This is a genomic window from Phyllobacterium sp. 0TCS1.6A (assembly GCF_026420825.1).
GTDB lineage: Bacteria > Pseudomonadota > Alphaproteobacteria > Rhizobiales > Rhizobiaceae > Phyllobacterium.
On the sequence record NZ_JAPMAB010000008.1, the window covers coordinates 1 to 24,203 of the forward strand.

Annotated in this window: 19 protein-coding genes; 12 read left to right on the plus strand and 7 right to left on the minus strand. The window is 60.9% G+C overall.

The features are described 5' to 3' along the window. Positions 1–284: 284 nt before the first annotated feature. Positions 285–1,913: an alpha-D-glucose phosphate-specific phosphoglucomutase gene (locus tag OSJ75_RS16560; protein WP_267228793.1), complete on the minus strand. Its 1,629-nt coding sequence runs from the start codon at positions 1,911–1,913 to the stop codon at positions 285–287. Positions 1,914–2,168: 255 nt separating this feature from the next. Beyond that, positions 2,169–2,786, minus strand: a complete 618-nt coding sequence (locus OSJ75_RS16565; protein WP_250020175.1) for a L,D-transpeptidase — start codon at positions 2,784–2,786, stop codon at positions 2,169–2,171. Between the two features lie 174 nt (positions 2,787–2,960). Between OSJ75_RS16565 and OSJ75_RS16570 the strand changes: the two genes are divergently transcribed. Then, positions 2,961–3,455 carry an MmcB family DNA repair protein gene (locus tag OSJ75_RS16570; protein ID WP_267228794.1) on the plus strand — a complete coding sequence of 165 codons (495 nt, stop codon included), beginning with the start codon at positions 2,961–2,963 and terminating at the stop codon, positions 3,453–3,455. 21 nt (positions 3,456–3,476) lie between these two features. On the opposite strand, the gene OSJ75_RS16575 is transcribed toward OSJ75_RS16570, so the two are convergent. The 3 genes from OSJ75_RS16575 to hrpB form a co-directional block, all read right to left on the minus strand. Continuing rightward, on the minus strand, positions 3,477–4,040 hold the full coding sequence (locus OSJ75_RS16575; RefSeq protein WP_250020177.1) for an ActR/PrrA/RegA family redox response regulator transcription factor: 564 nt from the start codon (positions 4,038–4,040) through the stop codon (positions 3,477–3,479). Positions 4,041–4,147: 107 nt separating this feature from the next. Continuing rightward, a complete protein-coding gene (locus OSJ75_RS16580; RefSeq protein WP_267228795.1) occupies positions 4,148–5,446 on the minus strand; it encodes an ActS/PrrB/RegB family redox-sensitive histidine kinase in 1,299 nt (432 codons plus the stop codon). An 86-nt stretch (positions 5,447–5,532) separates the two neighbouring features. After that, positions 5,533–7,980 (minus strand): ATP-dependent helicase HrpB, encoded by a 2,448-nt coding sequence (gene hrpB / locus OSJ75_RS16585; RefSeq protein WP_267228796.1) that lies wholly within the window; start codon positions 7,978–7,980, stop codon positions 5,533–5,535. Positions 7,981–8,324: 344 nt separating this feature from the next. On the opposite strand from hrpB, the gene OSJ75_RS16590 reads away from it, so the two are divergent. From OSJ75_RS16590 to OSJ75_RS16625, 8 genes are all read left to right on the plus strand, one after another. Then, on the plus strand, positions 8,325–10,238 hold the full coding sequence (locus OSJ75_RS16590; RefSeq protein WP_267228797.1) for a S10 family serine carboxypeptidase-like protein: 1,914 nt from the start codon (positions 8,325–8,327) through the stop codon (positions 10,236–10,238). 12 nt (positions 10,239–10,250) lie between these two features. Then, complete coding sequence (locus OSJ75_RS16595) at positions 10,251–10,652, plus strand: EF-hand domain-containing protein (RefSeq protein ID WP_250020181.1); 402 nt, start codon at positions 10,251–10,253, stop codon at positions 10,650–10,652. Between the two features lie 159 nt (positions 10,653–10,811). Next, a complete protein-coding gene (locus tag OSJ75_RS16600; RefSeq protein WP_250020182.1) occupies positions 10,812–11,924 on the plus strand; it encodes an S-(hydroxymethyl)glutathione dehydrogenase/class III alcohol dehydrogenase in 1,113 nt (370 codons plus the stop codon). After that, the gene (locus tag OSJ75_RS16605; protein ID WP_267228798.1) at positions 11,924–12,391 is read left to right on the plus strand and encodes a GNAT family N-acetyltransferase; all 468 of its coding nucleotides are present in this window, start codon (positions 11,924–11,926) and stop codon (positions 12,389–12,391) included. Before OSJ75_RS16600 ends, OSJ75_RS16605 begins: the two co-directional genes overlap by 1 nt. A 5-nt stretch (positions 12,392–12,396) precedes the next feature. Next, positions 12,397–13,026, plus strand: a complete 630-nt coding sequence (locus OSJ75_RS16610) for a DUF1345 domain-containing protein (protein ID WP_267228799.1) — start codon at positions 12,397–12,399, stop codon at positions 13,024–13,026. Positions 13,027–13,040: 14 nt separating this feature from the next. Next, on the plus strand, positions 13,041–13,874 hold the full coding sequence (gene fghA / locus OSJ75_RS16615; protein WP_267228800.1) for an S-formylglutathione hydrolase: 834 nt from the start codon (positions 13,041–13,043) through the stop codon (positions 13,872–13,874). A gap of 112 nt (positions 13,875–13,986) precedes the next feature. Then, positions 13,987–15,825 (plus strand): S10 family serine carboxypeptidase-like protein, encoded by a 1,839-nt coding sequence (locus tag OSJ75_RS16620; protein WP_267228801.1) that lies wholly within the window; start codon positions 13,987–13,989, stop codon positions 15,823–15,825. Between the two features lie 38 nt (positions 15,826–15,863). Next, positions 15,864–16,301 carry a hypothetical protein gene (locus OSJ75_RS16625; protein ID WP_267228802.1) on the plus strand — a complete coding sequence of 146 codons (438 nt, stop codon included), beginning with the start codon at positions 15,864–15,866 and terminating at the stop codon, positions 16,299–16,301. A 129-nt stretch (positions 16,302–16,430) separates the two neighbouring features. On the opposite strand, the gene OSJ75_RS16630 is transcribed toward OSJ75_RS16625, so the two are convergent. Both OSJ75_RS16630 and OSJ75_RS16635 read right to left on the minus strand, forming a co-directional pair. Continuing rightward, positions 16,431–17,465 carry a PAS domain-containing protein gene (locus tag OSJ75_RS16630; protein WP_267228803.1) on the minus strand — a complete coding sequence of 345 codons (1,035 nt, stop codon included), beginning with the start codon at positions 17,463–17,465 and terminating at the stop codon, positions 16,431–16,433. A 10-nt stretch (positions 17,466–17,475) separates the two neighbouring features. Further along, entirely contained in the window at positions 17,476–18,855 is a 1,380-nt protein-coding gene (locus tag OSJ75_RS16635; protein ID WP_267228804.1) for a cytochrome P450, read from the minus strand. Between the two features lie 196 nt (positions 18,856–19,051). Between OSJ75_RS16635 and OSJ75_RS16640 the strand changes: the two genes are divergently transcribed. The 3 genes from OSJ75_RS16640 to gyrB all read left to right on the plus strand — a co-directional run bounded on the left by OSJ75_RS16640 (position 19,052) and on the right by gyrB (position 23,963). Beyond that, positions 19,052–20,815, plus strand: coding sequence for a S10 family serine carboxypeptidase-like protein (locus tag OSJ75_RS16640; RefSeq protein WP_267228805.1), 1,764 nt, complete (start codon positions 19,052–19,054; stop codon positions 20,813–20,815). Beyond that, positions 20,815–21,219 (plus strand): hypothetical protein, encoded by a 405-nt coding sequence (locus OSJ75_RS16645; RefSeq protein WP_267228806.1) that lies wholly within the window; start codon positions 20,815–20,817, stop codon positions 21,217–21,219. The genes OSJ75_RS16640 and OSJ75_RS16645 overlap by 1 nt, the downstream gene beginning before the upstream one ends. Before the next feature lie 302 nt (positions 21,220–21,521). Next, positions 21,522–23,963: a DNA topoisomerase (ATP-hydrolyzing) subunit B gene (gene gyrB / locus OSJ75_RS16650; RefSeq protein WP_250020190.1), complete on the plus strand. Its 2,442-nt coding sequence runs from the start codon at positions 21,522–21,524 to the stop codon at positions 23,961–23,963. Positions 23,964–24,203 lie beyond the last annotated feature (240 nt).

The following is a 24,203-nucleotide window of genomic DNA, read 5'->3' on the forward strand; positions in this document are numbered from 1 at the left end:
AAGACGTCGCGGGCGGTCTTCGGACCTCGACCCTGATACCATACTGACGCGCTGAAGACCGCCCGTCTCCCCCATTTCAATGACCAGACGCGATTTTGCGGGCGTGGTGAGGATTTTCCGTATTTAATCCACCTCGCTTATGCCGATCTCCACCACCCTCATGCTGAGCTCCCACCTCCCTCATGCTGAGCCTGTCGAAGCACGCAACAACATTATTGCAGTCTCCCCGGAACACTGCAGCGAGCCCACCATGAGGGTTGGCTCACCACAGGCGAAGTGCGGGATCAGGTGATGACGCTGGGCTTGTCGCGCCTGGTGTGCGCCTTGATTTCGGCGATCGCCTCGGCGGCGCGGATGAGATCGGCCAGCGCGTCCTGTGTCTCCATATCGTGGCGGGCGGGATCGGGCTCATACCGTTCGATATAGACGCGAACGGTGGCGCCGGAGGTTCCGGTGCCCGAAAGGCGGAACACCACGCGCGAGCCGCCCTCGAACAGGACGCGGATGCCCTGATGCTCGCTGACGGACTTGTCGACCGGGTCGTGATAGGCGAAATCGTCGGCTGCGGCGACGGTCAGGCCGTCGAATGCCTTGCCCTTCAGGCTGGTCAATTTCGCCCGCAGCGCTTCCATCATTGCATTGGCGCCGGCGCTGTCCACACCCTCATAATCATGGCGCGCATAGTAATTGCGGCCATAGGTCGCCCAATGTTCCTGCGCGATGTTCCTGACGCTGGTGCGGCGGACCGCCAGAATGTTGAGCCAGAGCAGCACGGCCCAGAGCCCGTCCTTTTCCCGCACATGGTTCGAGCCGGTGCCGGCGCTCTCCTCGCCGCAGATTGTGGCCATGTCCGCATCGAGCAGATTGCCGAAGAACTTCCAGCCTGTCGGCGTTTCGTAAAGGCCGATGCCGAGCTTCTCCGCCACGCGGTCGGCCGCGCCGCTCGTCGGCATGGAACGGGCAATGCCCTTCAGCCCCGACTTGTAGCCGGGCGCAAGCTGCGCATTGGCAGCAAGCATGGCCAGCGAATCCGAGGGGGTGATGAAGATACCCTTGCCGATGATCAGGTTGCGGTCGCCATCGCCATCCGAGGCAGCGCCGAAATCGGGGCCGTCCTCCGACATCAGCAGATCATAGAGTTCTTTCGCATGGACGAGATTGGGGTCCGGATGATGCCCGCCGAAATCGGCAAGCGGCTCGAAATTCAGGCAGGTGCCATCCGGAGCGCCAAGGCGCTTCTCGAGGATCTCCTTGCCATAGGGGCCGGTGACCGCGTGCATGGAATCGAAACGCAGGGTGAAGCCGGATTTGATGAGCGCGCGGATGGCGTCGAAATCGAAGAGGGTTTCCATCAGTTCGGCATAGTCGGCGACCGGATCGATGACATCGATCTCCATGTCGGCGAGCGTCTGCCGGCCGATCGTGTCGATATCGACGTCCGGCGCATCGGCTATGCGGTATTCATCGATCGATCTGGAGCGGGCAAAGATCGCCTCGGTGATCTTTTCCGGCGCCGGGCCGCCATTGCCGATATTGTACTTGATGCCGAAATCCTCGTTCGGCCCGCCCGGATTGTGGCTGGCCGACAGGATGATGCCGCCAAAGGCCTTGTATTTGCGGATGACGTTGGACGCCGCCGGCGTCGAGAGTATGCCGCCCTTGCCGACGAGCACGCGGCCGAAACCATTGGCTGCGGCCATCTTCATGGCAATCTGGATGACCTCGCGATTGTAATAGCGACCGTCGCCGCCGATCACGAGAGTCTTGCCCTCGAAACCCTCGAGCGAATCGAAAACGGACTGGATGAAGTTTTCGGCATAATTGGGCTGCTGAAAGACCGGGACCTTCTTGCGCAAGCCCGATGTGCCGGGCTTCTGGTCGTCATAGGGTTTCGTGGAAACGGTTTTGAACATTGGCGCCTTTCCAGTTTATGCAATCGTTCTTCAATCTAGAGCCTATATCTCGCAAAAGACCAGCCCTGACCATGGGAATGGCAGGACATTACAACCGAAACGTGACAAAGGCCCGACATGAATTGTCGCCCGGCCCGGCCGCAAGGCAGGCGGCGATTGAATGGCCGGCTCCGGGGATCGGGATCGCTACCCCCAGAACGCAGGAAGAGGGCGCCGGGGGCACCCTCTTCACGCACTACTGGACGACCTGCCAGCCTATTTCACGATCACCTTCGCGCCGACCTGCGCGCGATTGTAGAGATCGATGATGTCCTGGTTCATGAGCCTGATGCAGCCCGACGACATGGCCTTGCCGATGGACCACCATTCGGGGGTGCCATGCAGGCGGTAGCCGGTATCGCCGCGCTTGTTGAACAGGTAAAGCGCGCGGGCGCCGAGCGGATTCTGCAGGCCCGGCTCCATTCCGCCGCGGAATTCGGCGAGCTCCGGCTTGCGCTTGATCATTTCGGAAGGCGGCGTCCACCGCGGCCATTCACGCTTCAGCGCTACCCGTGCCGTTCCGTTCCACTCGAAGCCTTCCTTGCCGACGCCGATACCGTAGCGCATGGCCTTGCCGCCGCCGAGGACGAGATAGAGGAACTTCGCGCCCGTATCGACGATGATCGTGCCCGGCTCTTCCGCGCCGTCATAGCGCACCTCCTGGCGCAGATATTGCGGCGGCACCTTGGCCCTCGGTATGGCCGGAAGCACATAGCCAGCATCGGTCACCGAACTATAGGAAGCGGTAGAATAGTTGAGCCCAATAGTGGAACAGCCGGAAATAGCGGTTGCCCCCATCAGCCCAACCGCCAGGAAAGCAGTCTTAAATCGCATGGTCACCCCAGAAAGTTGTTCGAATCGCGGTAAATCTTATTGTTGCCTCTCTAGGGCCATTATTGTTAATGCTTCATTAACCGTAAAGCTTAGTTTCCCGTTAACCGTGGATATTGCCGCTGCGCTGTGAAAAATTTTGCGCATGGTTGCAATTTTGCCGATAATGCTTCGATCATGCCGCTCGTAAGTCCCGTTCGCTCCAGCCCGCTCGTCGATGGACGGCAATCGGAAAACGCCATGCTCGTCCGGCGTGGCGTGCAGCGGCTTTTTCTCGAAATGGGGCTGGCCGTCGTGCCGGAACTGCCGCTCGCCTCGGGGCGCCGCGCCGATCTGGTCGCCCTCACGCGCAACGGCGAAATATGGATCGTGGAGATCAAGTCGTCGATCGAGGATTGGAAGGCCGACAGGAAATGGCCGATCTATCGCGACCATTGCGATCGGCTGTTCTTCGCCACGCATCCCGGCGTGCCGGCCGACATCTTCCCGGCCGATTGCGGCTTCATCCTGTCCGACGGCTACGGTGCGGAGATCATCCGCGACGCGCCCGAATACAAGCTCGCGGGCGCGACGCGCAAGGCCATGACGTTGAGATTTGCACGGGTGAGTGCCACGCGCATGACCCTGGCCGAATTGTCGGGCATCGACCTGCCCGACACGGACATGGAATAGGGTCACCAGCAATATATGCTACTAGCGCGGCGCCCGCTTGGCCAGTATCCGCTGCAGCGTGCGGCGGTGCATGTTCAGCCGGCGTGCCGTCTCGGAAACATTGCGATCGCACATTTCGTAGACGCGCTGGATATGCTCCCAGCGCACGCGATCGGCCGACATCGGGTTTTCGGGCGGCGCGACCTTTTCGCCGGAACGCCGGGTCAGGGCGGCGAATACTTCATCCGCATCGGCCGGCTTGGACAGATAGTCGATCGCGCCGAGCTTGACGGCATTGACCGCCGTCGCGATGTTGCCGTAGCCGGTGAGAATGACCGCGCGCGTATCTTCGCGCCGCGCCCGGATGGCTTCGATGATGTCGAGGCCGTTGCCATCGCCAAGGCGCATGTCGACGACGGCATAGGCGGGGGCATGCGTCTTGACGCTTGCCAGTCCGGCCTCCACCGATTCTGCCGTTGCGACCGTGAAGCCGCGCGATTCCATTGCTCGCGCCAGGCGTTGTAGGAATGGCTTGTCGTCATCGACAAGAAGAAGTGTGGGATCGTCGCCTATGGCGGCAATATCGTCCTGATCCGTAGTATCCATCAGGGTTTCCTGCTCTTTTGTCATCATTATTCGCTGTTAATGGGTCCCGGCGAGCGAAAAGTCAAAGCCTTCAATGATTTTTGTACGGTTTCGGCGGTATAATGCCGCTATTCGGCAATGATGGCGCCGCGCGGCCAGGTAACGATGACTTCGGCGCCCTGGCCGGGATCGTTGCGGTTGCGGAACGTGATGGTGGCGCCGGAGCGTTCGAGCAGGGTCTTGGCGATGAAGAGCCCGAGCCCCAGTCCGCCGCCATGTTCGTTGAGCGTCCGGTCGCGTCCGGTCGTATAGGGCTCGCCGATCCTGTCGAGTATATCGAGCGCGAAACCCTTGCCATCGTCGCTGACGATGATCTCGATGGTGCGCTCGTTCCAGCCCCACCGCACCTGGACCGTATTGGTGGCGAAGTCCACCGCGTTCTCGACGAGATTGCCGAGGCCGTAGATGATGCCCGGATTGCGCCGGACCACCGGTTCGTTGCCCTCGCCGGAAAGCTTCGTCACCTCGATACCTATGCCGAAATTGCGGTTCGGCTCGATGACCTCCTCGATCAGCGAGGAAATCTTCAGCCGCGACATATGTTCTTCGCTGGTGGAGGAAAGGCTGGTCAGCCGCTTGAGGATCTCGCGGCAGCGATCCGTCTGCGAACGCAAGAGTTCGACGTCCTCGGCGAAGCGGTCATCCTGCTTCAGCGCGCGCTCCATTTCCTTGGCGACGAGCGCGATGGTCGCGAGCGGCGTGCCGAGTTCATGCGCCGCCGCCGCCGCCAGCCCATCCAGCGCGGAAAGGTGCTGCTCGCGCTGCAGCGTCAGTTCGGTCGCCGTCAGCGCATCGGCGAGAAGCCGTGCCTCCTCGGCGACGCGATAGGCATAGACGGCGGTGAAGGCCAGTGCGGAAACCACCGAGCACCAGACGCCGGCGATGAAGACCAGCGGCAATTGCATGACCTGGCCCGGATACCAGGGCAGGGGAAGATAGACATAGGCAAGAACCGTCGCGCACAGCGTGACGAGCGCCCCGAGCGCCATGGTCGAACGCGAGGGCAGCGACGTCGCCGAAATGATCACCGGCACGATCATCAGCACGGCGAAGGGATTCTGCAGCCCTCCGGTCATGTAGAGTAGCCCCGCCACCTGCAGGATGTCGAAGGCCAGCACCGTTATGGCGGCGCGCGGCTCGAGGCGATGATTGATCGGATAGCGGAAGGACATCAACAGGTTCAGCCATGCCGAGCAGGCGATGAGCGCGAAGCAGATGCTGACCGGGAAGGGAAATTTGAGATAGAGCGCGACGAAAAGCACCGCGACGCTCTGGCCGGCGACGGCGAGCCAGCGCAGGCGGATGAGCGTCGTCAGCCGCAGACGCCGCGACAGATAGGAAGAACGTATCCCGATATCCTGAACCATGCGGCTGCTTTAGAGCAATCGCCGCGCAAAGGGAATTGGGAATTGCGGACTGCTTGCCAAGACCATTGGCCAAGACTATTGACCGGTCAACTGCCCCGGGGTTTGGCGCGGCTGGTCGCGACTGCGGTGGCGGGATCGTCCGGCCAGACATGGCGGGGATAGCGGCCGCGCATCTCGCTGCGCACGTCCGACCAGGACCCCTTCCAGAACCCCGGCAGGTCGCGGGTGATCTGGATTGGCCGGTGCGCCGGAGACAGCAGTTCCAGCAATAGCGGCACGGTGCCGTTGGCTATCGCCGGGTGGGTGGCAAGCCCGTAGAGTTCCTGCACGCGCACGCTCAGCACCGGCTCCCCTTCCTCGTAGCGGATGGGAGTGTTCGAACCCGTCGGCACGGTGAAATGCGTCGGCGCCAGCGTATCGATCCTGCGCTGCAATTCATGCGGCACCAGCGACCTCAGCCCGTTGGTGATGGCGGCGGCGCCTATGTCGTTCAGCCGCGGCGTGCCGCCGAGAAACGGCAGCAGCCAGTCCTCCAGCGTCTGCAGCAGCGCTTCGTCCGACATGGCCGGCCATGGCGCGCCGAGGCCGCTATGCAGCCAGGCGAGACGCCGCCGCAGGATCGATGCTTCCTTGGGCCAGGGCAGGATGTCGAGGCCATGGGCGCGGATCGCCTCGATCACGCCGAGATTCGCCTCGTCCCCACCAGGCGCGGGCAATGTTCGTTCCGCCAGGACCAGCGCCCCGATGCGCACCGTCTCGCGCGTCGAAAGCGCATTGCGGGTGCTGTCATAGGCGGTCTGCCGCGCGGTGACGATCTTGCCGGCCAGCGCCTCGGCGATGTCGGCCTCGGAAACCTCGGCGGCGGCGAGGATGCGCGCGCGCCCCGCTCTGCCCGCCATATCCGCGACCACCAGGAATGCCGCCCGGGCCAGCGGCGATATGGCATCGACCTCGCCGCCGCGACCATTGGCGAGGGTGAACTGGCCGTTGCCGCGCGATTTGGCGACGCGGTCCGGATAGGCGTCGAGCAGCAGCCGGCCGGCATGGACCATCGCCGCGGCCTTGTTGGCGCCGGGTCCCGCCAGTCTTTGCGCCAGGGCTCGCGCCGCCCTTGCCCGCTCGCCGCGATCACGGCGGAAATTTGCGAGCCGCGCGTCGAGATCGGCATCATTGCCGCCAAGGCCGCGTTCGGTGACGAGAACGGCGAGTTCGGCCGCCTGCAAGGCTTCGCCGCGCTCCCGTGCAAGCAGGACCATGTGGGCGAGGCGGGCCGGCAAGGCGAGGCCGCGCATGGCCTTGCCGACCGGCGTGAGCCGCTCGTCCTCCAGCGCCCCGAGTTCATTGAGCAGCAGCCGCGCTTCATTGAGTGCAGGACGCGGCGGCGCATCGAGAAACCGCAGGTCGGCGGGGTCGGCAAGGCCCCATGCCGCACAGTCGAGCAAGAGTCCGGTGAGGTCGGCCTGCAATATCTCGGGCGTGGTGAAGGTTTCGAGGGCGGCGGTCTGTTCGGCCCGCCAGAGACGCAGGGCGATGCCGGGTTCGGTCCGGCCTGCGCGGCCCGCCCGCTGATCGACCGCCGCTCGAGAAGCGCGAACCGTTTCGAGCCGCGTCAGTCCGGTGGCGGCCTCGAATCTCGGCAGCCGCGCCAGCCCGCTGTCGATGACGATGCGAACGCCGTCGATGGTGATGGAGGTTTCGGCTATCGACGTCGCCAGCACGATCTTCCGCTTGCCGGGCGGCGCCGGTTTGATGGCCGCATCCTGCATCGCGGCTTCGAGCGCGCCGTAGAGCGGCACGATGAAGCAATCCGCCGGAAGATCATCCGCCAGCAGCTGCGCCGTTCGCTCGATCTCGCGCTGGCCGGGCAGGAAAGCGAGGATGCTGCCCGGCTCCGCATGGACCATGTCGCGGATGGCCTTGGCCATGGCGGCCTCTATGCGTTCCTCCGGGCGCCGCTCGCGATGGCGGATGTCGATCGGATAGGAGCGCCCTTCGCTTTCGAGGACGGGCGCATCGCCGAGGAGCCGTGCGACCCGCGCGCCATCGAGCGTTGCCGACATGACCAGCAGTTTCAGGTCCGGCCGCAGCGCTCCCTGCACGTCCAGCGCCAGCGCCAGGCCGAAATCGGCATCGAGGCTGCGCTCATGGAATTCGTCGAAAAGCACCGCCGCTATGCCGGCAAGCATCGGATCGTCGAGCACCATGCGGGCGAATACGCCTTCGGTCACGACGATGATGCGGCTTTGCGCGGACACCTTGCTGTCGAGCCGCATACGGTAGCCGACCGTCGCCCCGACATCCTCGCCGAGAAGGCCGGCCATCCGCCGCGCCGCCGCCCGCGCCGCCAGCCGTCGCGGCTCGAGCAGCACGATGGTGCCGTCGCCGCGCCAATCGGCCTGCAACAGATGCAAGGGGATGAGCGTCGTCTTGCCGGCACCCGGCGGCGCCACCAGCACGGCGCCGTTTTTCGTTGCCAGCGCCTGATCCAGCGCGGGAAATATCTCGGTGACGGGAAGGAGGGGCAGGTCGTTCAAGCGCTTCGTCCGGGGCTGGTTGTGCCGGGTTTTTGACAGGCTTTGCCCGGAAATGTCCAGCCCCCAGGGAGGGTTCGCCGGTGAGTTCGCCGGTGGGTTCGCGGCCGAGTTCGGGGACGGGTGGGGCAAACGCCTTTCATGGCCTGGCACGAGGACTGGCACGAGGACTGGCAGGAGACGGTATTGTTCGACGGGTCGCCTCATACCTTCGCCGTATAAATCTCGGCGACGCCGGATCTATGTATATGAAATATAACACATTTCTTTCCTAAGAACTTTGCCGGCAGTCGGTTGATCCGTGACCATAGACTTTCGACCAATTGACGCTGCCGTAGCGGTTGGAAATGCTGTCCCTTTCAAAAGAGGGGTATTTCAACAAAATGAATTACAGAGCTTTTTCCCTTGCCGTTCTGGCTTTCCTGGCCGCATGCGACGATAGCCAGGAGAAGGCATCAGAAAGCAATTTTACTCCTCCGGCGGAAATCGTCGCAGCCCTGCCGGTGGTGATACAGGCCGCCGCGGAACCAGCGCAGGTAAAGCCGCCACTAACGCCGGAAGAGGCGTTCAACGCTGCCGCACCGCCTGACACGATAATAGATGAGAAGACACATTTCGACACGACGGCAGATGGAAGCGTCGCGCTTGCCGACGTAAGCCAGAAGGCTTCAGCGAAACGCCACAATATGGTGCTTGACGGAAAGACCGTATATTTCACTGCCCGTGCAGGTCATCTGGTGACCTACGATGCGGACAAGAAAAATCCGGAAGCAGCGGTGTTTTACACCGCCTATACGAGGGATGATCTGCCCAAGGAAAAACGTCCAGTGACGTTCTTCTGGAACGGGGGCCCCGGGTCGTCCTCCATTTGGCTGCACATGGGGTCCTGGGCGCCAAAAAGGTTGAAATCCGATGCGCCCAACATTCCAGAAAGCGATTATGCCAAACAGCCGGAAAGCTTTCCGTTTCTGGACAATGATATCAGCCTGCTTGGACAATCTGACCTGGTCTTTGTCGATCCCCCCGGCGCGGGTTACTCGGCGGCAATCGCGCCGCTGAAGAACAGGGATCTATGGGGAACGGATATCGATGCCAAGGTGGTTGCCGACTTCATTACCCGTTATAACAACGTCAACGGTCGCCAAAGTTCGCCGAAATATCTCTATGGCGAATCCTATGGCGGCATTCGCACACCCATCGTCGCCAATCTGCTCCAGGCAGCCGGAACCAGCCGTTTCGAACCGGACAGCTCGGGCAAGGCTCCCGTGGTGCTCTCCGGTTACATTCTCAACTCACCGCTCGTCGATTACACATCGAACTGCCATATGCGGAATACCTTCGGAACCGCCGCTGAAAAGGCAAAATATTGGAGCTGCGCCGGATTTATCCCATCCTATGCGATGACAGCGGACTATTTCCACAAATCAATTCGCAAAAATGAGACGAAGGCCGATTTTCTGACGGCAATGAAGACCTATACGCGAGACGTTTATACTCCCATATTCGATGAGTACATTGTAGATGGGTATATAAAGGAATCCGAATGGGAGAATTTCCAACAAACGAAGCCGGGGAAGGATTTTCAAAAGGACTTGAGTGACCGGTTCGTGGAAGATCAGCTTTTCTGGGATACGGATCGGAGGCCTTTGGATCTGCGGCCACACTTCTTTCAGCTGCGCTATACAGATGAGAAGGGAAAGAACGGCTTTCGTACTGGTCGCTTCGATGCACGGATGAAGGTTCCGCTTGTCAATGGCGAAACGGCCTATGCTGCCGATGATTACATCGACAAGGCGTTCCTTAACCAGTTCAAGACCTATCTGCCGGACTTCGCCAATTATAATGCCGTGTCCGATTACCAGCCGTCGAACAGTGTAGCGCGCGGCAACTGGGCCTGGAAGCGCGCCAGTCAAGCTTCCAACATGCCTACCAGCACACCTGATATTCTAAGTGCCCTGACTTACAATCCTGGGTTAAAACTGCTGATCCTGCATGGGTATCAGGATATCGCCACACCGGGCTTCCAGACGGAGCTCGATCTGGAAGCTGTCGGCCTGTTGGACCGTATTCCGGTTAAATGGTTCGAAGGCGGACATATGATCTATAATGACGAGTCATCACGTCCCTTGTTGAAAAAGACGCTGGATCAATATTACGAAGGCGCTCCCTATGACGCCGAAGCCGCCGTGGCGGTGCAGTCGATGCAGCAATCCAGAATCGTCTCGGCGAAGCGGCTGGTCGATGCCGCCGCTGCAAACTAGGAGCCATATGTCATGAAACATTCCCTGATCGCCATACTCGCTGCCGGTCTGGTCTTGGCCGCTACGTCGCTCACGATGGCTTTTGATGATATAGGCCAGCCTCCTCCCGATCCGGTCGGAACGGTATATCCGGAAATGACGCCGGAACTGGTCCAGAAGAAGGTCGAGGAACAGATACGGGCACAATTCGAAAAGGCTGCGGGCCCGAGCGGCTATCTGATCGATGCCCAACAGGCGCAAGCCAGTGGCTGGGGGTTTGTCGTCGATCATTTCGCGCAGATCGACAAGAATGGTGACGGGTCGGTGTCCCTTTCCGATATCTCGAATTTTCTCTCGGCCCGAACCCCGCAAGCCTTGATGAGGGCGGCCCGGCAGAACCTCAATCAAAGGAGCGGCACCCAAATCATAGAGTAAACAGGCTGGTATGGTTCCACGACCTTGCCTGTGACCCCCAATCGGATCGGCGGCATTTCGACAACCAAATGTCGCCGCTTCGATTGACGGGCTCCCCTGCGATCCTGATAGTGCGGAAAAGCAAATCAGCAATCGCAAGTCGCATCGGGAGACAGTCATATGAAATCGCGCGCAGCCGTCGCATGGGAAGCCAACAAGCCACTGACCATCGAAACGGTGGAGATCGGCGGCCCCAAGCCGGGCGAAGTGCTGGTCGAGATCATGGCGACCGGCGTCTGCCACACGGATGCCTATACGCTGTCGGGGCTCGATTCGGAGGGGAAGTTCCCGGCCATTCTCGGCCATGAGGGCGCGGGCGTCGTGCGCGAGATCGGCGCCGGCGTGACGTCGCTGAAGGTCGGCGATCACGTCATCCCGCTCTATACGCCGGAGTGCCGCCAGTGCAAGACCTGCCTTTCGCAGCGGTCGAACCTGTGCACCTCCATCCGCGCGACGCAGGGCCAGGGCGTGATGCCGGACGGCACCAGCCGCTTCTCCTGCGATGGCGGTGAAGTGTTTCACTATATGGGCTGCTCGACATTCTCCAATTTCACCGTGCTGCCGGAGATTGCGCTGGCGAAAGTCCGTGAAGACGCGCCCTTCGACAAGATCTGCTATATCGGCTGCGGCGTCACCACCGGCATCGGCGCCGTGATCTATACCGGCAAGGTCTGGCCCGGGGCCAATGTCGTCGTCTTCGGCCTCGGCGGCATCGGGCTCAACGTCATCCAGGGCGCCCGCATGGTCGGCGCCGACAAGATCGTCGGGGTCGACATCAATCCGGGCAAGGTGGAGATGGCGCGCAAATTCGGCATGACGCATTTCGTCAATCCGAAGGAGGTCGGCAATGACAAGGTGGTCCAGGCCATCCAGGACCTGACCGATGGCGGCGCCGATTTCTCCTTCGATGCCACCGGCAATACCAATGTCATGCGCCAGGCGCTGGAGTGCTGCCATCGCGGCTGGGGCACCAGCATCGTCATCGGCGTCGCCGAAGCCGGCAAGGAAATATCGACGCGGCCGTTCCAGCTGGTGACGGGCCGCAACTGGCGCGGCACTGCCTTTGGCGGCGCGCGCGGCCGCACGGACGTGCCGAAGATCGTCGACTGGTACATGGAGGGCAAGATCGACATCGACAGCCTCATCACCCACACCATGCCGCTCGACGAGATCAACACGGCGTTCGATCTCATGCATGAGGGCAAATCCATCCGCAGCGTCGTGACGTTCTGATGGCGGATTACCGCGTCATCCTCAGCGGTCTCGAGCAGATGTCGGCGCGCGATCTCTACGAGGTCATGAAACTGCGCGTCGATGTATTCGTCGTCGAGCAGAAATGCCCTTATCCCGAGCTCGACGGCAAGGATATCGATGCGCTCCACCTGCGGCTGATGCAGGGGAGCGAACTTCTGGGCTATGCCCGTATCCGCGGCGGCACGCCGGCCGATCCGACGCCGCGGATCGGGCGCGTCGTCGTCTCGCCCGCGCATCGCGGCAGGCGTCTCGGCGACAGGCTGATGGCCGAAGCGGTCAGCCAGTGCGAGCGGCTCTATGCCGGCCAGCCGATCCGCCTGTCGGCGCAGAGCCATCTGACGGAGTTTTACGGGTCGTTCGGCTTCGTCGCGGTATCGGATGAATATCTCGAGGACGATATTCCGCATATCGACATGCAGCGGCCAGCCATGATGCTGACGGAGTAGGCGGCATGTCGCGGCACCAGCCCTTTTTCATCGGCGCCATCGGTGGAATTGCCGGCTTTGTCGTCGCCCTCTGGCTGGCGCCGCGGCTGTCCTACCTGGTGGCCGCGAACCTGTTCTTCGTTCTCTATCTGGTGCTGACTTCGATCCGGCTTCCGGCGCTGACGGCGGAGTATCTGCGCCGCAATGCCGCCCGCTCCGATGTGCCGGTGTGGCTCATCTTCGCCGTGACGCTCGGCGCCGTCATCGTCGCGGTCGGCTCGCTCTTTGCACTCATCAATTCGGCACAGCGCCCGCATCCCGTCGATCTTGCGCTGGCGCTCGCCTCGGTGCCGCTCGGCTGGCTGACGATCCACATGATGGCGGCCATCCACTATGCCCATCTCTATTGGCAACCCGGCGCCGGTCATGGCAGCCCGCATGCCGGCGGGCTGGGTTTCCCCGGCGGCACGGAGCCCGGCGGCATCGAGTTCCTGTATTTCTCCTTCGTCATCGGCATGACCGGACAGACGTCGGATACCGCGATCACGACGACAGACATGCGCAAGGTCAATCTCGTACATTCGGTCGTATCGTTCTTTTTCAACACGGTTCTGGTAGCAGCGGCGGTCAATGTCGCCGTCTCGCTCGGCCAATAGACAGGAGCAGGCCCATGGAAACGCTTTCCCTCGCCCGGAGTTTCGCCGGAACCCAAGGGGTCTATCGCCACAGGAGCGAGGCATGCCAATGCGACATGACCTTCGCGGTCTTCCTGCCGCCGCAGGCGAAACAGGGCCCGGTTCCGGCGCTCTGGTACCTTTCCGGGCTGACCTGCACCCATCAGAATGTCATGGACAAGGGCGAGTACCGGCAGGCGGCCGCCGAACTGGGCATCGCCATCATCTGCCCGGATACCAGCCCGCGCGGCGAAACCGTGCCCGACGAAAAGGACAATTGGCAGTTCGGCAGCGGCGCCGGCTTCTATCTCGATGCGACGCAGCAGCCCTGGGCCGCCAATTACAACATGGAGAGCTATGTCGCGGCTGAGCTGCCTGCGCTCATCGCCGAAAATTTCCCGCTGGATATGGAGCGGCAGGCGATTTTCGGCCACTCCATGGGCGGCCATGGCGCGATAACGCTGGCATTGAAGAACCCCGGCCGCTTTCGCTCGGTTTCGGCGTTCGCGCCGATAGCGCGCCCGATGGTCGCCGGCTGGTCGCGTCCGGCCTTCGAGAAATATCTCGGCCCGGACGAAAATGCCTGGCGCGCCTATGACAGCGTGGCGCTGATCGAAGACGGGTTCCGGATACCGGAGCTGCTTGTCGACCAGGGCAAGGCGGATGGATTCCTGGATGACGGCCTGCGGCCCTGGCTGCTGGAGGACGCCTGCAAGGCGGCGGGCATACCGCTGACGCTCAACATGCGCGACGGCTACGACCACTCCTATTTCTTCATCTCGACCTTCATGGCCGAGCACATTGGCTGGCATGCGCAAAGACTGGGCTGAGGGGAATCCTGGCGCAAGCCTTTGTATTTGATGCAGTTATTGAACTTTAGACGAATTGACGCTGCGGATTCTGATCGGAAGAATAAGCTTTTTCGAACAGAGATATTCGCAAATGATTTTCAGAGTTTTATTGCTTTGCACCCTCATGCTGCTCACCGCCTGCAATCGTTCGGAAACTTCCACTCCGGAAACGCAAGGCATCTACGCCGCGCCGGATACAGTGCAGCCCGGGGCTGGATTGGATGCTGTTTCGGCTCGGACAGACCCCGCGGCGGAAGAAAATTCGGGAACAGCCGGCATCAGTGCCATCGATGAAGCCAGTGTCATGTTGCAATCAATCGGGGAGGCTGTCCGAAAAGAGGCTTCTGGTCCGAAGGAAGTTGCGCAAACTGAGGCCGATGCCGGGGCGACATATGCATCTGTTGCAGCAAAGGAAAATGCCGTCGTTGATGTGAACGACTATAATAAAGGTGTTGTGGGTCTGGATGCGGTGAGTGAGGCATCGGGCGTCAAGCACCATAGAATGACGCTCAACGGCAAGACGGTATATTTTACGGCCCGTGCCGGCCATGTCATCGCTTACGCGCAAAAGAATCCTGCAAATCCCGACAAGAAGGATGCGCAAGCTGCAATTTTCTATCAGGCCTATACAAGGGACGATCTTCCACGGGAGCAACGTCCGGTGACATTCCTTTTCAATGGCGGCCCTGGTTCATCTTCCCTTTGGTTGCATCTTGGTTCGTGGGCGCCCAAGCGACTCAGGGTTCCTGCACCGGATATTCCTGAAATTCACCAGAAAGCACAGCCGGATAGTCTCGAGCTCGTCGATAACGACGCGACACTGCTTGATCAGACTGATCTTGTTTTTGTGGACGCGCTTTCGACAGGCTATTCGGTGGCGATCAAGCCGCATAACCCTGCCGAATTTCGGAATGTTGATGCGGATGCGGCACTGATCCGCGATTTTATCACCAGCTATACGAATAAGTTTAACCGGCAGAGTTCTCCCAAATATCTTTATGGCGAATCCTACTCAGGTATTCGCGCGCCCATCGTAGCGAGGCTTCTGCAGGACGCAGGGTCGTCAAACTTTTTGCCGGATCCATCAGGTAAGCCGGCTATCAGTCTTTCCGGTGTGGTCCTGAATTCGCCGATCCTCGACTACGGATCAAATGTCGACGCAAATGGCCGCAACAGCACCAATGCCGGCGCATTGCCCACCTATGCCATGATCGCGGATTATCATAAGGGGCTGCGCGCAGCAGGGACGTCCTCCACCGACTATGCAAATTTGGTCCGCCAGTTCGTTAATAACGACTTTAAAGCGCTGTTGAAAAAGTATGACACAGGGCGTGTCCGCCAGGCAGATATCAAATGGGTGGTGCAGGCACCCTCGGACCATGACAATGCCGTTATTGACAGGCTAGCGGGCTATACGGGCATTGTCGCGGCCCAATGGAAGGTCGATCTGAATATGTGGCCCGCTCCCTTTAGAAACAGACTGATGCCAGCATACTCTTTAGGTTATTATGACGGCCGCCTGAAGATCAGAAATAGTGCCTATAATCCAGACGATTACAAGCGGAAAGCATTCGCCAATGAGATCAAGAAAATTCTCCCTGATTTTCTCAATTATTCCAATAAATCGACCTATGTGGTGAAGGGAAAGTCTTGGAATGCCGAGCAGGATAAACACAGCAGCAGTCTTCCTGATATTGCGCAGGCGCTCAGTAATGACTCAAAGCTTAAAATGCTGATCCTGCATGGTTATTATGATCTTGCCACGCCATTTTTTCAAACTGAACTTGATCTGAGTGGTGCCGGGTTGAATATTCCCGTGCATATGTTTGAGGCTGGGCACATGATCTATTATTCCGAGGCAACGCACGCCCCGCTAAAGAAGCTGTTCAACGATTACTATAACCCGCCCACCATCTCGGCGATGAACTGAACTGCAGGGCTTTCAGCCGATACTTGAGGATGAGTAGCATGAAAAGATATTTGATTATTTTCAGCCTTGCCGCCTATGGGATGTCAACGCTCCCATCGCATTCTTTCCCGGGCCATTTGAGGAGTTTGCCGAACGGGCAGCGTGAGAGCCGGTCTATCAACGTGGACGAAAAATGGTTTGATCCGCTTCCACGCGATTCGTCGATTCCCGCAAGCCCTAAAATGACTGAAGAAATTGTCCGGAAAACCATGGACGCAGAATTGAAGGCACGGTTCGACACCGCGGCAGATCCCTCCACGGGGCAGTTGACGAAACAACGTGCCAATGATTTTTCGTGGGGTTTCATTGCGGATCATTTCGAAGAGATAGACCGCCGAGGCAATGGCTTTGTCAGTTTCGGCGAAGTGAAGGACTTCATGGACGCAAGATCACCACTCAGGAAGAAGGCGGCAGAGACAGTTCAGATCGTCGAGTAGTATCGCAGACTGATGCCAGGCTGTTTCAGGTTGATTGTTCCGCCATCGCCATTCCCGCATCGACAGCAAACATGTCTCGCCGAAGCCGAGGCGCAGGTCGACATTGGTCGAGGCCGGCGTGGCCCGGGATCAATATTGCTGGCCGCTTTCCGTATCGAAGCTGATATTGATCTCGGTGCCCGGATCGAGGCGAACGACTTCGAGACTGGCGTTCAGCCCTCCAATCAGCGAGCGGACGATCTGCCCGCCGAGACTGCCGCTTTCGGGCCAGTTCCTGCCCTCGGGAATGCCATTGCCATTGTCGCGGACGCGCAGCTTGATCCGGTCGTCGTTCCGTTTCACCTGGATGCGGATGGTGCCGTTCTGCCGCTCGGCGAAGGCATGCTGATAGGCATTGGTCAGGATCTCCGACAGGAGCAGGCCGATATGGGCGGCGGTCTCCGTCTTTATGGCGATCGGCGGAACGATGACCTCGGTGCGAATGGTCCGGCTCAGCGCAAGCCCGCTCATCGTCGTCACGATGCGCTGGATGTAGCTGGAAAGATCGGTCATGGCCGAGGATTCCAGGTCCGACTTCGCTTCCGATAGTTCGTGATAGAGGATCTGCAGCGATTCCACGCGGCGGGCGAGGTTGGTGTAGTCCGCCTGCGGATCGTCCGAGCGGCTCCTCGCCTGCAGGCGTATGAGGCTCACCACCATCGCCAGGTGGTTCTTCACCCTGTGGGTCATCTCGCGCAGCGGCTGGTCCTCGGTGCCGCCGACGATGGTCGCCTCCCGGCGATTTCCAAGGATGCGCTGTACGCCAAGGAAGAAACGCAGATCGCCGTCCTTGCCAAAGAGCGGGGTGATGTGAAGGCGGTTCCAGAACGGTTCGCCATCGGCACGATAATTCAGGATATCGATGGTGAATTCCTGTCGATTGCCGATATTGCGGGCGATTTCGGAGGTTGTCTCGGGGTCCGTGTCCGGCCCCTGGAGAAAGCGGCAGTTGCGGCCCACGGAAGCGAGCTTGCTGTATCCTGTCGCGTTTTCGAAGGTCCGGTTTACATAAATCAGCGGATTGTCGGGCAAGTGTGGATTCGTCAGCACCACCGAAAGCGGTATGTTCTCCAGGGCAAGATAAAGCGCCTCATCTTCCAAGCGGGCAAGGCCTGCCGACTCCATATCCAGTTCCTCATCGTCGGGGTATCACAACCATTGGTAGACCACCATCCGGCTGCGTGGTCAACTTCTGGACCGGCCAGGGCTGCGTTTCGTCGGCCATGTCGAAACGGTAGCGATGAAGCAGGATGGCGAGCGCGATAACCGCCTCCTGCAATGCGAAACTGGCGCCGATGCACACCCGGGGCCCGGCGCCGAAGGGCAGATACTGGAAGCGGTCGATCCTGGACCGGTTTTCCGGATGAAACCGCGAGGGCAGGAAGGCATCCGGCTGTTCCCAATAGAGCCGGTGACGATGCACGGTCCACGGCATGACGAGCACGGCCGCGCCTTTCGGCAGCAGCAGGTCCTGATATCTGTCGTCTTCGACCGGCTCGCGGTTGATGGAGGGAGCCGGCGGGTAAAGCCGCATCGCCTCCTCGAAGGCCGCCCGCGTAAGCGGCAGGGCGTCCAGCCATTCATGCGGCGGCGGCAGGTCGCGCCGGTCCATGAAATCGTCGATCTCCTGCTCGATGTCGTCGCGTTCCCATGGCGCCTTCGACAGGAGATAGAGCGTCCACCCGAGCGCGCGGGCGGTGGTCTCGTGCCCGGCGCCGATGAATGTGATGATATTGTCCTCGATCTCCGCGCGGGAGAGCCCGTCCGGCCCTTCCGTGCGCAACAGGAGCGTGAGGAAATCGCTGGGCACCGCATCGCCGTCCCGGTCCATGCGCGCCTTGCGCATTTCGATGGTGCTGGCGACGATCTGGCGGAAGAAGGCGAGCGCCCTGCGCCCGCGCAACTGGGTAAAGCGCGGCAGCCATTCCGGCGCGCCGAGAAGATCGAGCGGATCGACGCGGCCCATCGTCTCGAAAAGCCGGTCCACCTCGTGCGAAAAACTGTCTGGATCACCCGCGATCTCGCCGGAAAACAGCGTCTCGGCCAGAATATCGTAGGTCAGCATCGTCATGTCGCGGGAGACGTCAACCGGGCCGCGCGCATCCGCATATCGGTCGGCGAAGCTCTCGGTCGTTTTCTTCATCGCCTCGGCGAAGCCGTGAATATGGCGCGGGGTGAAAACGGGAGCCATGGCCTTGCGGGACCGCTTCCACGTCTCGCCTTCGGCGGTCAGCAGCCCATCGCGCAGGATCGGCCGCAATATGCGCTGGCGCACGGCGGCCATGCGGTAGTTCCTGGCGTTGTCGACGAGCACGTGCCGGATGAGACCCGGATCATTGGCGATGATCGTATGGGCGAAGGACCATTCGATCGATACCCATGGTTCATTGTAGGAAGGCTCGCCCCACAGTTCCAGCGGGTTGCGATACACGGTCCGGATCAATTGCAGCGTGCCGACGGGACCCGTGCGGGGAACAGGGGCGGGCGGGGTGAAAACGGGTCGTGGCGTATCCATGGGACCGATGTGGGTATGATGGCGCCGGAAGTCCATAAGTCCTTGGTATCGTATCGGCCGGAACCGCCCCGCAGCCGCCGATAATCCCTGTTGACGTTGGCCTCGCGAAGGGCTTCTATCGAGCCGCCTACGGTCTTTTCATTACCTCTTCGATTTTTACTACCAAAGTTTCATCATGATTATTGTGAGGTCTTTCATGAGATTGCGCTCGTTTTCGTTTGCGCTGGCCTTGATCCTGTCCGCCTGTGACGGCGGCTCCGACTCCGACATTTCTCCACCGAAATCAGTATCGGCAGTATCGGCTTTCCCGGCATTCCCGGTGGCCGCGCCGCCAGTATCGAACGACGAGATGCCCGATGCAGCCGAGACGTCCGACCGGCCCTATGACGCCTATGATTCGGTGGACTATGCGCAGGTGAGCCAGACGCCATCCAGCCGGCGCCACACGGCCACCATCAACGGGACGACGATAGCTTATACGGCCACGGCCGGTCACCTCGTCGCCTATGATCTGACGAAGATGAAGATTCGGCCGAACAGCGCGCCTCCGGAAGAGGCGGCAGAGGCCGCGATCTTCTACACGGCCTATACGAGTGACGACGCCGGGGACAAGGATTTGCGGCCCGTGACCTTTGTCTTCAACGGCGGCCCCGGTGCCTCCTCGGCAGCGCTGGATGTCGGCATGCTCGGCCCCAAGGATGCCGGCAATGGTTCGTATCAAGACAATCCCGCCAGCCTGCTCGACAGGACCGACCTCGTTTTCGTCGATCCGGTGGGAACGGGCTATTCGGCGGCGATCCTGCCCCATATGAACAGGGACTTCTGGGGCGTCGACAGCGATGCCAAGGTCCTGCGCGATTTCATCATCAGCTATATCAATGCCAACAATCGCCAGTCCTCGCCGAAATACATCTATGGCGTGTCCTATGGCGGCATGCGCGCGCCGATCATGGCCAGGCTGCTGCTCGAAGAGGGTTCGCGGAATTATGCGGCCGATCCCGGCGGCAAGCCGGCCAACATCCTGTCGGGGCTGATCCTGAATTCACCCTATCTCAACGGCAATAGCGATTGCGACGCGCATGCAGTCAGTTGCGCAGGAAATTTTCCGACCTATCTGCTCATCGCGCGCCATCACAAGAAAGCGGAGCGGCTCGTCATAAGCCTCGCAACCGCGGAGCAGGAAATGTTCGAATTCAGCGACCGGTTCACCACGCTGTACTGGAGGGTCTTCGATACGGTCTATGATGATGAGGCGCGGCCCGGCTATGACCGGACCAGATGGGACGCCTATCTGAAGACCGCGGCGGCAAAGTCCTTCATCGACACGCTCCATGCCATGACGGGCATAGGCAAGTCCTATGAGCCTGGTGCCGGCCCTGCGGACAATCCATGGGTCCGGGCGCCCAATATGTCGGCGCAGCGCTTTCGAGTGCTGTTCGCCCCGGAAAAGGGCGTCCTCAGCATTAATGACGGGCGGAAGTTCATCGAGCCCTCGCGGCGTGACCCGGCGTTCGTGGCGGGCGACGTATATTACGATGCGATCAAACCCTATCAGGAGGCAATGACGGGATACAGGACGAAGGCGCATTATCTCGATCAGAACGCGCGCGGACCAGTGATCTGGGACTACAAGCCCGACGGCAGGCTGGCTCTCGGAGCCGACCGTACCGCGACGTGCCTGGTCGATCTTGCCTATGCCCTGCGGTTGAACGCCAGGCTCAAGGTGCTGGTGCAGCACGGGTATTTCGATCTGAACACGCCCTACCACCGGACGCGGCAGGATCTCGCGGATGCCGATCTGGCAACGCTGGTCTCGTTGTCGCTTTATCCAGCGGGCCATGCGTTGGTGGCCATGCCGGCAGAAGCCTTCGGCAGGTCAATGGTGGAACTGCGCGGATTTTACGATGACAGGAGCGCGGGCGTGGTCGCCGCGTCTCGTCCGGCCGGGAGCGTCAACTGATGCGGCGCGCTCTTGCCCTGGCGTTGGTCTCCTTCGCCATCTCTGCCGCCCCTGCGGGCGCGGCGGAGGCCGAGCGGGTGACCATGCGCGAAAACCCGGCCCTCAGCGTCCCCCGGCCGATCCTGCCGCCGCGGCCAACTTCGCCGCCGATCACGCCCGAATTCATCAAGAGCTCCCTCGATGCGCATATGCGACAGCGTCTCGAGGCGGCGGCGGACCCAGCGACCGGGCTGGTGAGCGTTGAATCGGCAGGGAAATATGGCTGGGGCTATCTGATCGACCACTTCGCCGAGATCGACGGCGACCATGATGGCGACATCACCGCCGAGGAAGGGGCAACATTCTTCGGGATGAGCCCGCCGGTCGCCCGACCCGCCTCCGCCGAAATCCAGTTCGTCGAATGAGTGATCGCTGACGCAAGCGGGGCCCGCAGGCCCCGCGGGCCTGTTCCTGCGCCGCCATGCGTGTTATACCATTGGCGGAGAAGTGAAATCCGCGTCGCGCATGGCCCATGCAGGCTCCAGGCAGGCTAGGACATGAATAATCCATAGTCCGGGTCCAATTGGTCGATCATCCGTGGATGAAGGATCGCGCGAATTGGAAACGGAGACATTAATCACTATATCTAGAAGTGATATGGGGACTTGATTCGCCCAGCTTTTGTACAGCTGCGCCATTCTCGGCGCCGGGAAAAGATTGAATATATATGAGTGATACACCCGAGATGACAGTCGAAACGTCGCCGGAATACGGCGCGGAGTCCATCAAGGTTCTGAAGGGGCTCGATGCGGTACGCAAGCGCCCCGGCATGTATATCGGCGATACGGATGACGGTTCCGGCCTTCATCACATGGTTTACGAAGTCGTCGACAATGCCATCGACGAAGCGCTGGCAGGCCATGCCACGCGCGTCACCGTCACGCTCAACCCCGACGGTTCCTGCACGGTCACCGACAATGGGCGCGGCATTCCGACGGACATGCACTCGGAAGGCGTCTCGGCCGCCGAGGTCATCATGACCCAGCTGCACGCCGGCGGCAAGTTCGACCAGAATTCCTACAAGGTATCCGGCGGTCTCCATGGCGTCGGCGTTTCGGTGGTCAATGCGCTTTCGGTCTGGCTGCGGCTGAAGATCCGCCGCCAGGGCAAGATCCATGAAATGAGCTTCACCCATGGCGTCGCCGACGCACCGCTGCGCGTCACGGGCGATGCGGGCGGCGAGACCGGCACGGAGGTTTCGTTCCTGCCGTCGAGCGATACGTTCAGCATGGTGGAATTCGACTTCAAGACGCTCGAGCACCGGCTGCGCGAACTCGCCTTCCTGAATTCCGGCGTTCGCATCCTGCTGGCGGACCGCCGCCACGCCGATCCGGAGGAGCTCGAACTCTTCTACGAGGGCGGCCTGACCGCCTATGTGCGCTATCTCGACCGCAGCAAGAAGGAACTGATCAACGATCCGATCTATATTCGCGGCGAGCGCGACGATACGACGGTCGAAGTGGCCATGTGGTGGAATGACAGCTACCACGAGAATGTCCTTTGCTTCACCAACAACATTCCGCAGCGCGACGGCGGCACCCATCTCGCCGGTTTTCGCGGCGCGCTGACGCGGCAGATGACCTCCTATGCGGAAACTTCCGGCCAGACCAAGAAGGCCAAGGTATCGCTGACCGGCGACGATTGCCGCGAGGGGCTGACGGCGGTGCTGTCGGTCAAGGTTCCCGATCCAAAGTTCTCGTCGCAGACCAAGGACAAGCTGGTGTCCTCCGAGGTTCGCCCGGTCGTCGAAAGCCTGGTGAACGAGGCGCTGTCCACATGGCTCGAGGAACATCCCGCCGAAGGGCGCGCGCTGGTCGAGAAAGTGATCCAGGCGGCGTCGGCGCGTGAAGCCGCCCGCAAGGCGCGCGACATCACCCGCAAGAACACGCTGAGCATCAGCTCGCTGCCGGGCAAGCTTGCCGATTGCCAGGAGAAGGACCCGGCGAAATCGGAAATCTTCATCGTCGAGGGTGATAGCGCCGGCGGCTCGGCCAAGGGTGGCCGTTCGCGCCAGAACCAGGCGATCCTGCCTCTGCGCGGCAAGATCCTCAACGTCGAGCGCGTCAAGCTCGACCGCATGCTGTCATCCGACCAGATCGGCACGCTGATCCTCGCGCTTGGCACCAGCATCGGCAAGGACGAGTTCAATCCGGACAAGCTGCGCTACCACAAGATCATCATCATGACCGACGCCGACGTGGACGGTGCGCATATCAGGACGCTGCTTCTGACGTTCTTCTTCCGCCAGATGCCGGAATTGATCGAACGCGGCCATATCTATATCGCCCAGCCGCCGCTCTACAAGGTGACGCGCGGCAAGTCCTCGCAATACATCAAGAATGAAGAGGCCTTCGAACAGTTCCTCGTCGATTCGGGTCTGGAAGAGGCCTCCCTGTCGCTGGATACCGGCGAGGTCAGGATGGGGGCGGATCTGCGCAGCGTCATCAATGACGCGCTGGCGGTGCGCCATCTCCTCAATGGGTTGAACACGCGCTACAACCGTTCCGTCGTCGAACAGGCGACGATCGCCGGCGCGCTCAATCCCGAGGCGCTGTCCGATCCCGCGCGTTCGGAGGAATTGGCCGCCGAAGTGGCCGGACGTCTCGATATCATCGCCGAGGAAACGGAGAAGGGCTGGACCGGCCGTGTCGCCCTGGCTGCCGATGGCGTCGACGGCTATATTTTCGAGCGCTCGCTGCGCGGCGTGAAGGAGACGGTGACGCTGGACATGGCGCTGCTGGGTTCGGCCGATGCGCGCCAGCTCGATCGCTATACGGCGCGCCTGCACGATATCTATTCGCGGCCGCCGGTGCTGCGCCGCAAGGAGAAGATCGATACGGTCGCCGGGCCCATCGCCCTGCTCGAAGCCGTCTTCGCCGCCGGCCGCAAGGGGCTTTCGCTCCAGCGCTACAAGGGTCTCGGCGAAATGAATGCCGACCAGTTGTGGGAAACGACGCTCGACCCGAATGCGCGCTCGCTCCTGCAGGTCAAGGTCAACGATGCGACGGATGCGGACAGCCTCTTCGCCCGGCTGATGGGCGATGAAGTCGAGCCGCGCCGCGAATTCATCCAGGACAACGCGCTCAGCGTCGCCAATCTCGACGTCTGACGGCGAGTCCTGCCCGCTTCCCGCGCAGGCAGGGTTCTCCATCGCGACAGCGTTCCTCGACGGGCGTGGCGCCTTACCGGCGCCGCGCCCGGTGTCGTTTGGTCGCTCTTCTCCTCGAAACTATACTTTTGTCTAATAACTTCTTGAATGTTCCCCGGGGCCATGATCTTTTGGCCCGAATTTGCCGCGTTCCGTGAGCCGCCCGGCTCGCAGGGGCCGCTGTTTTTGTGGAATAGCCGG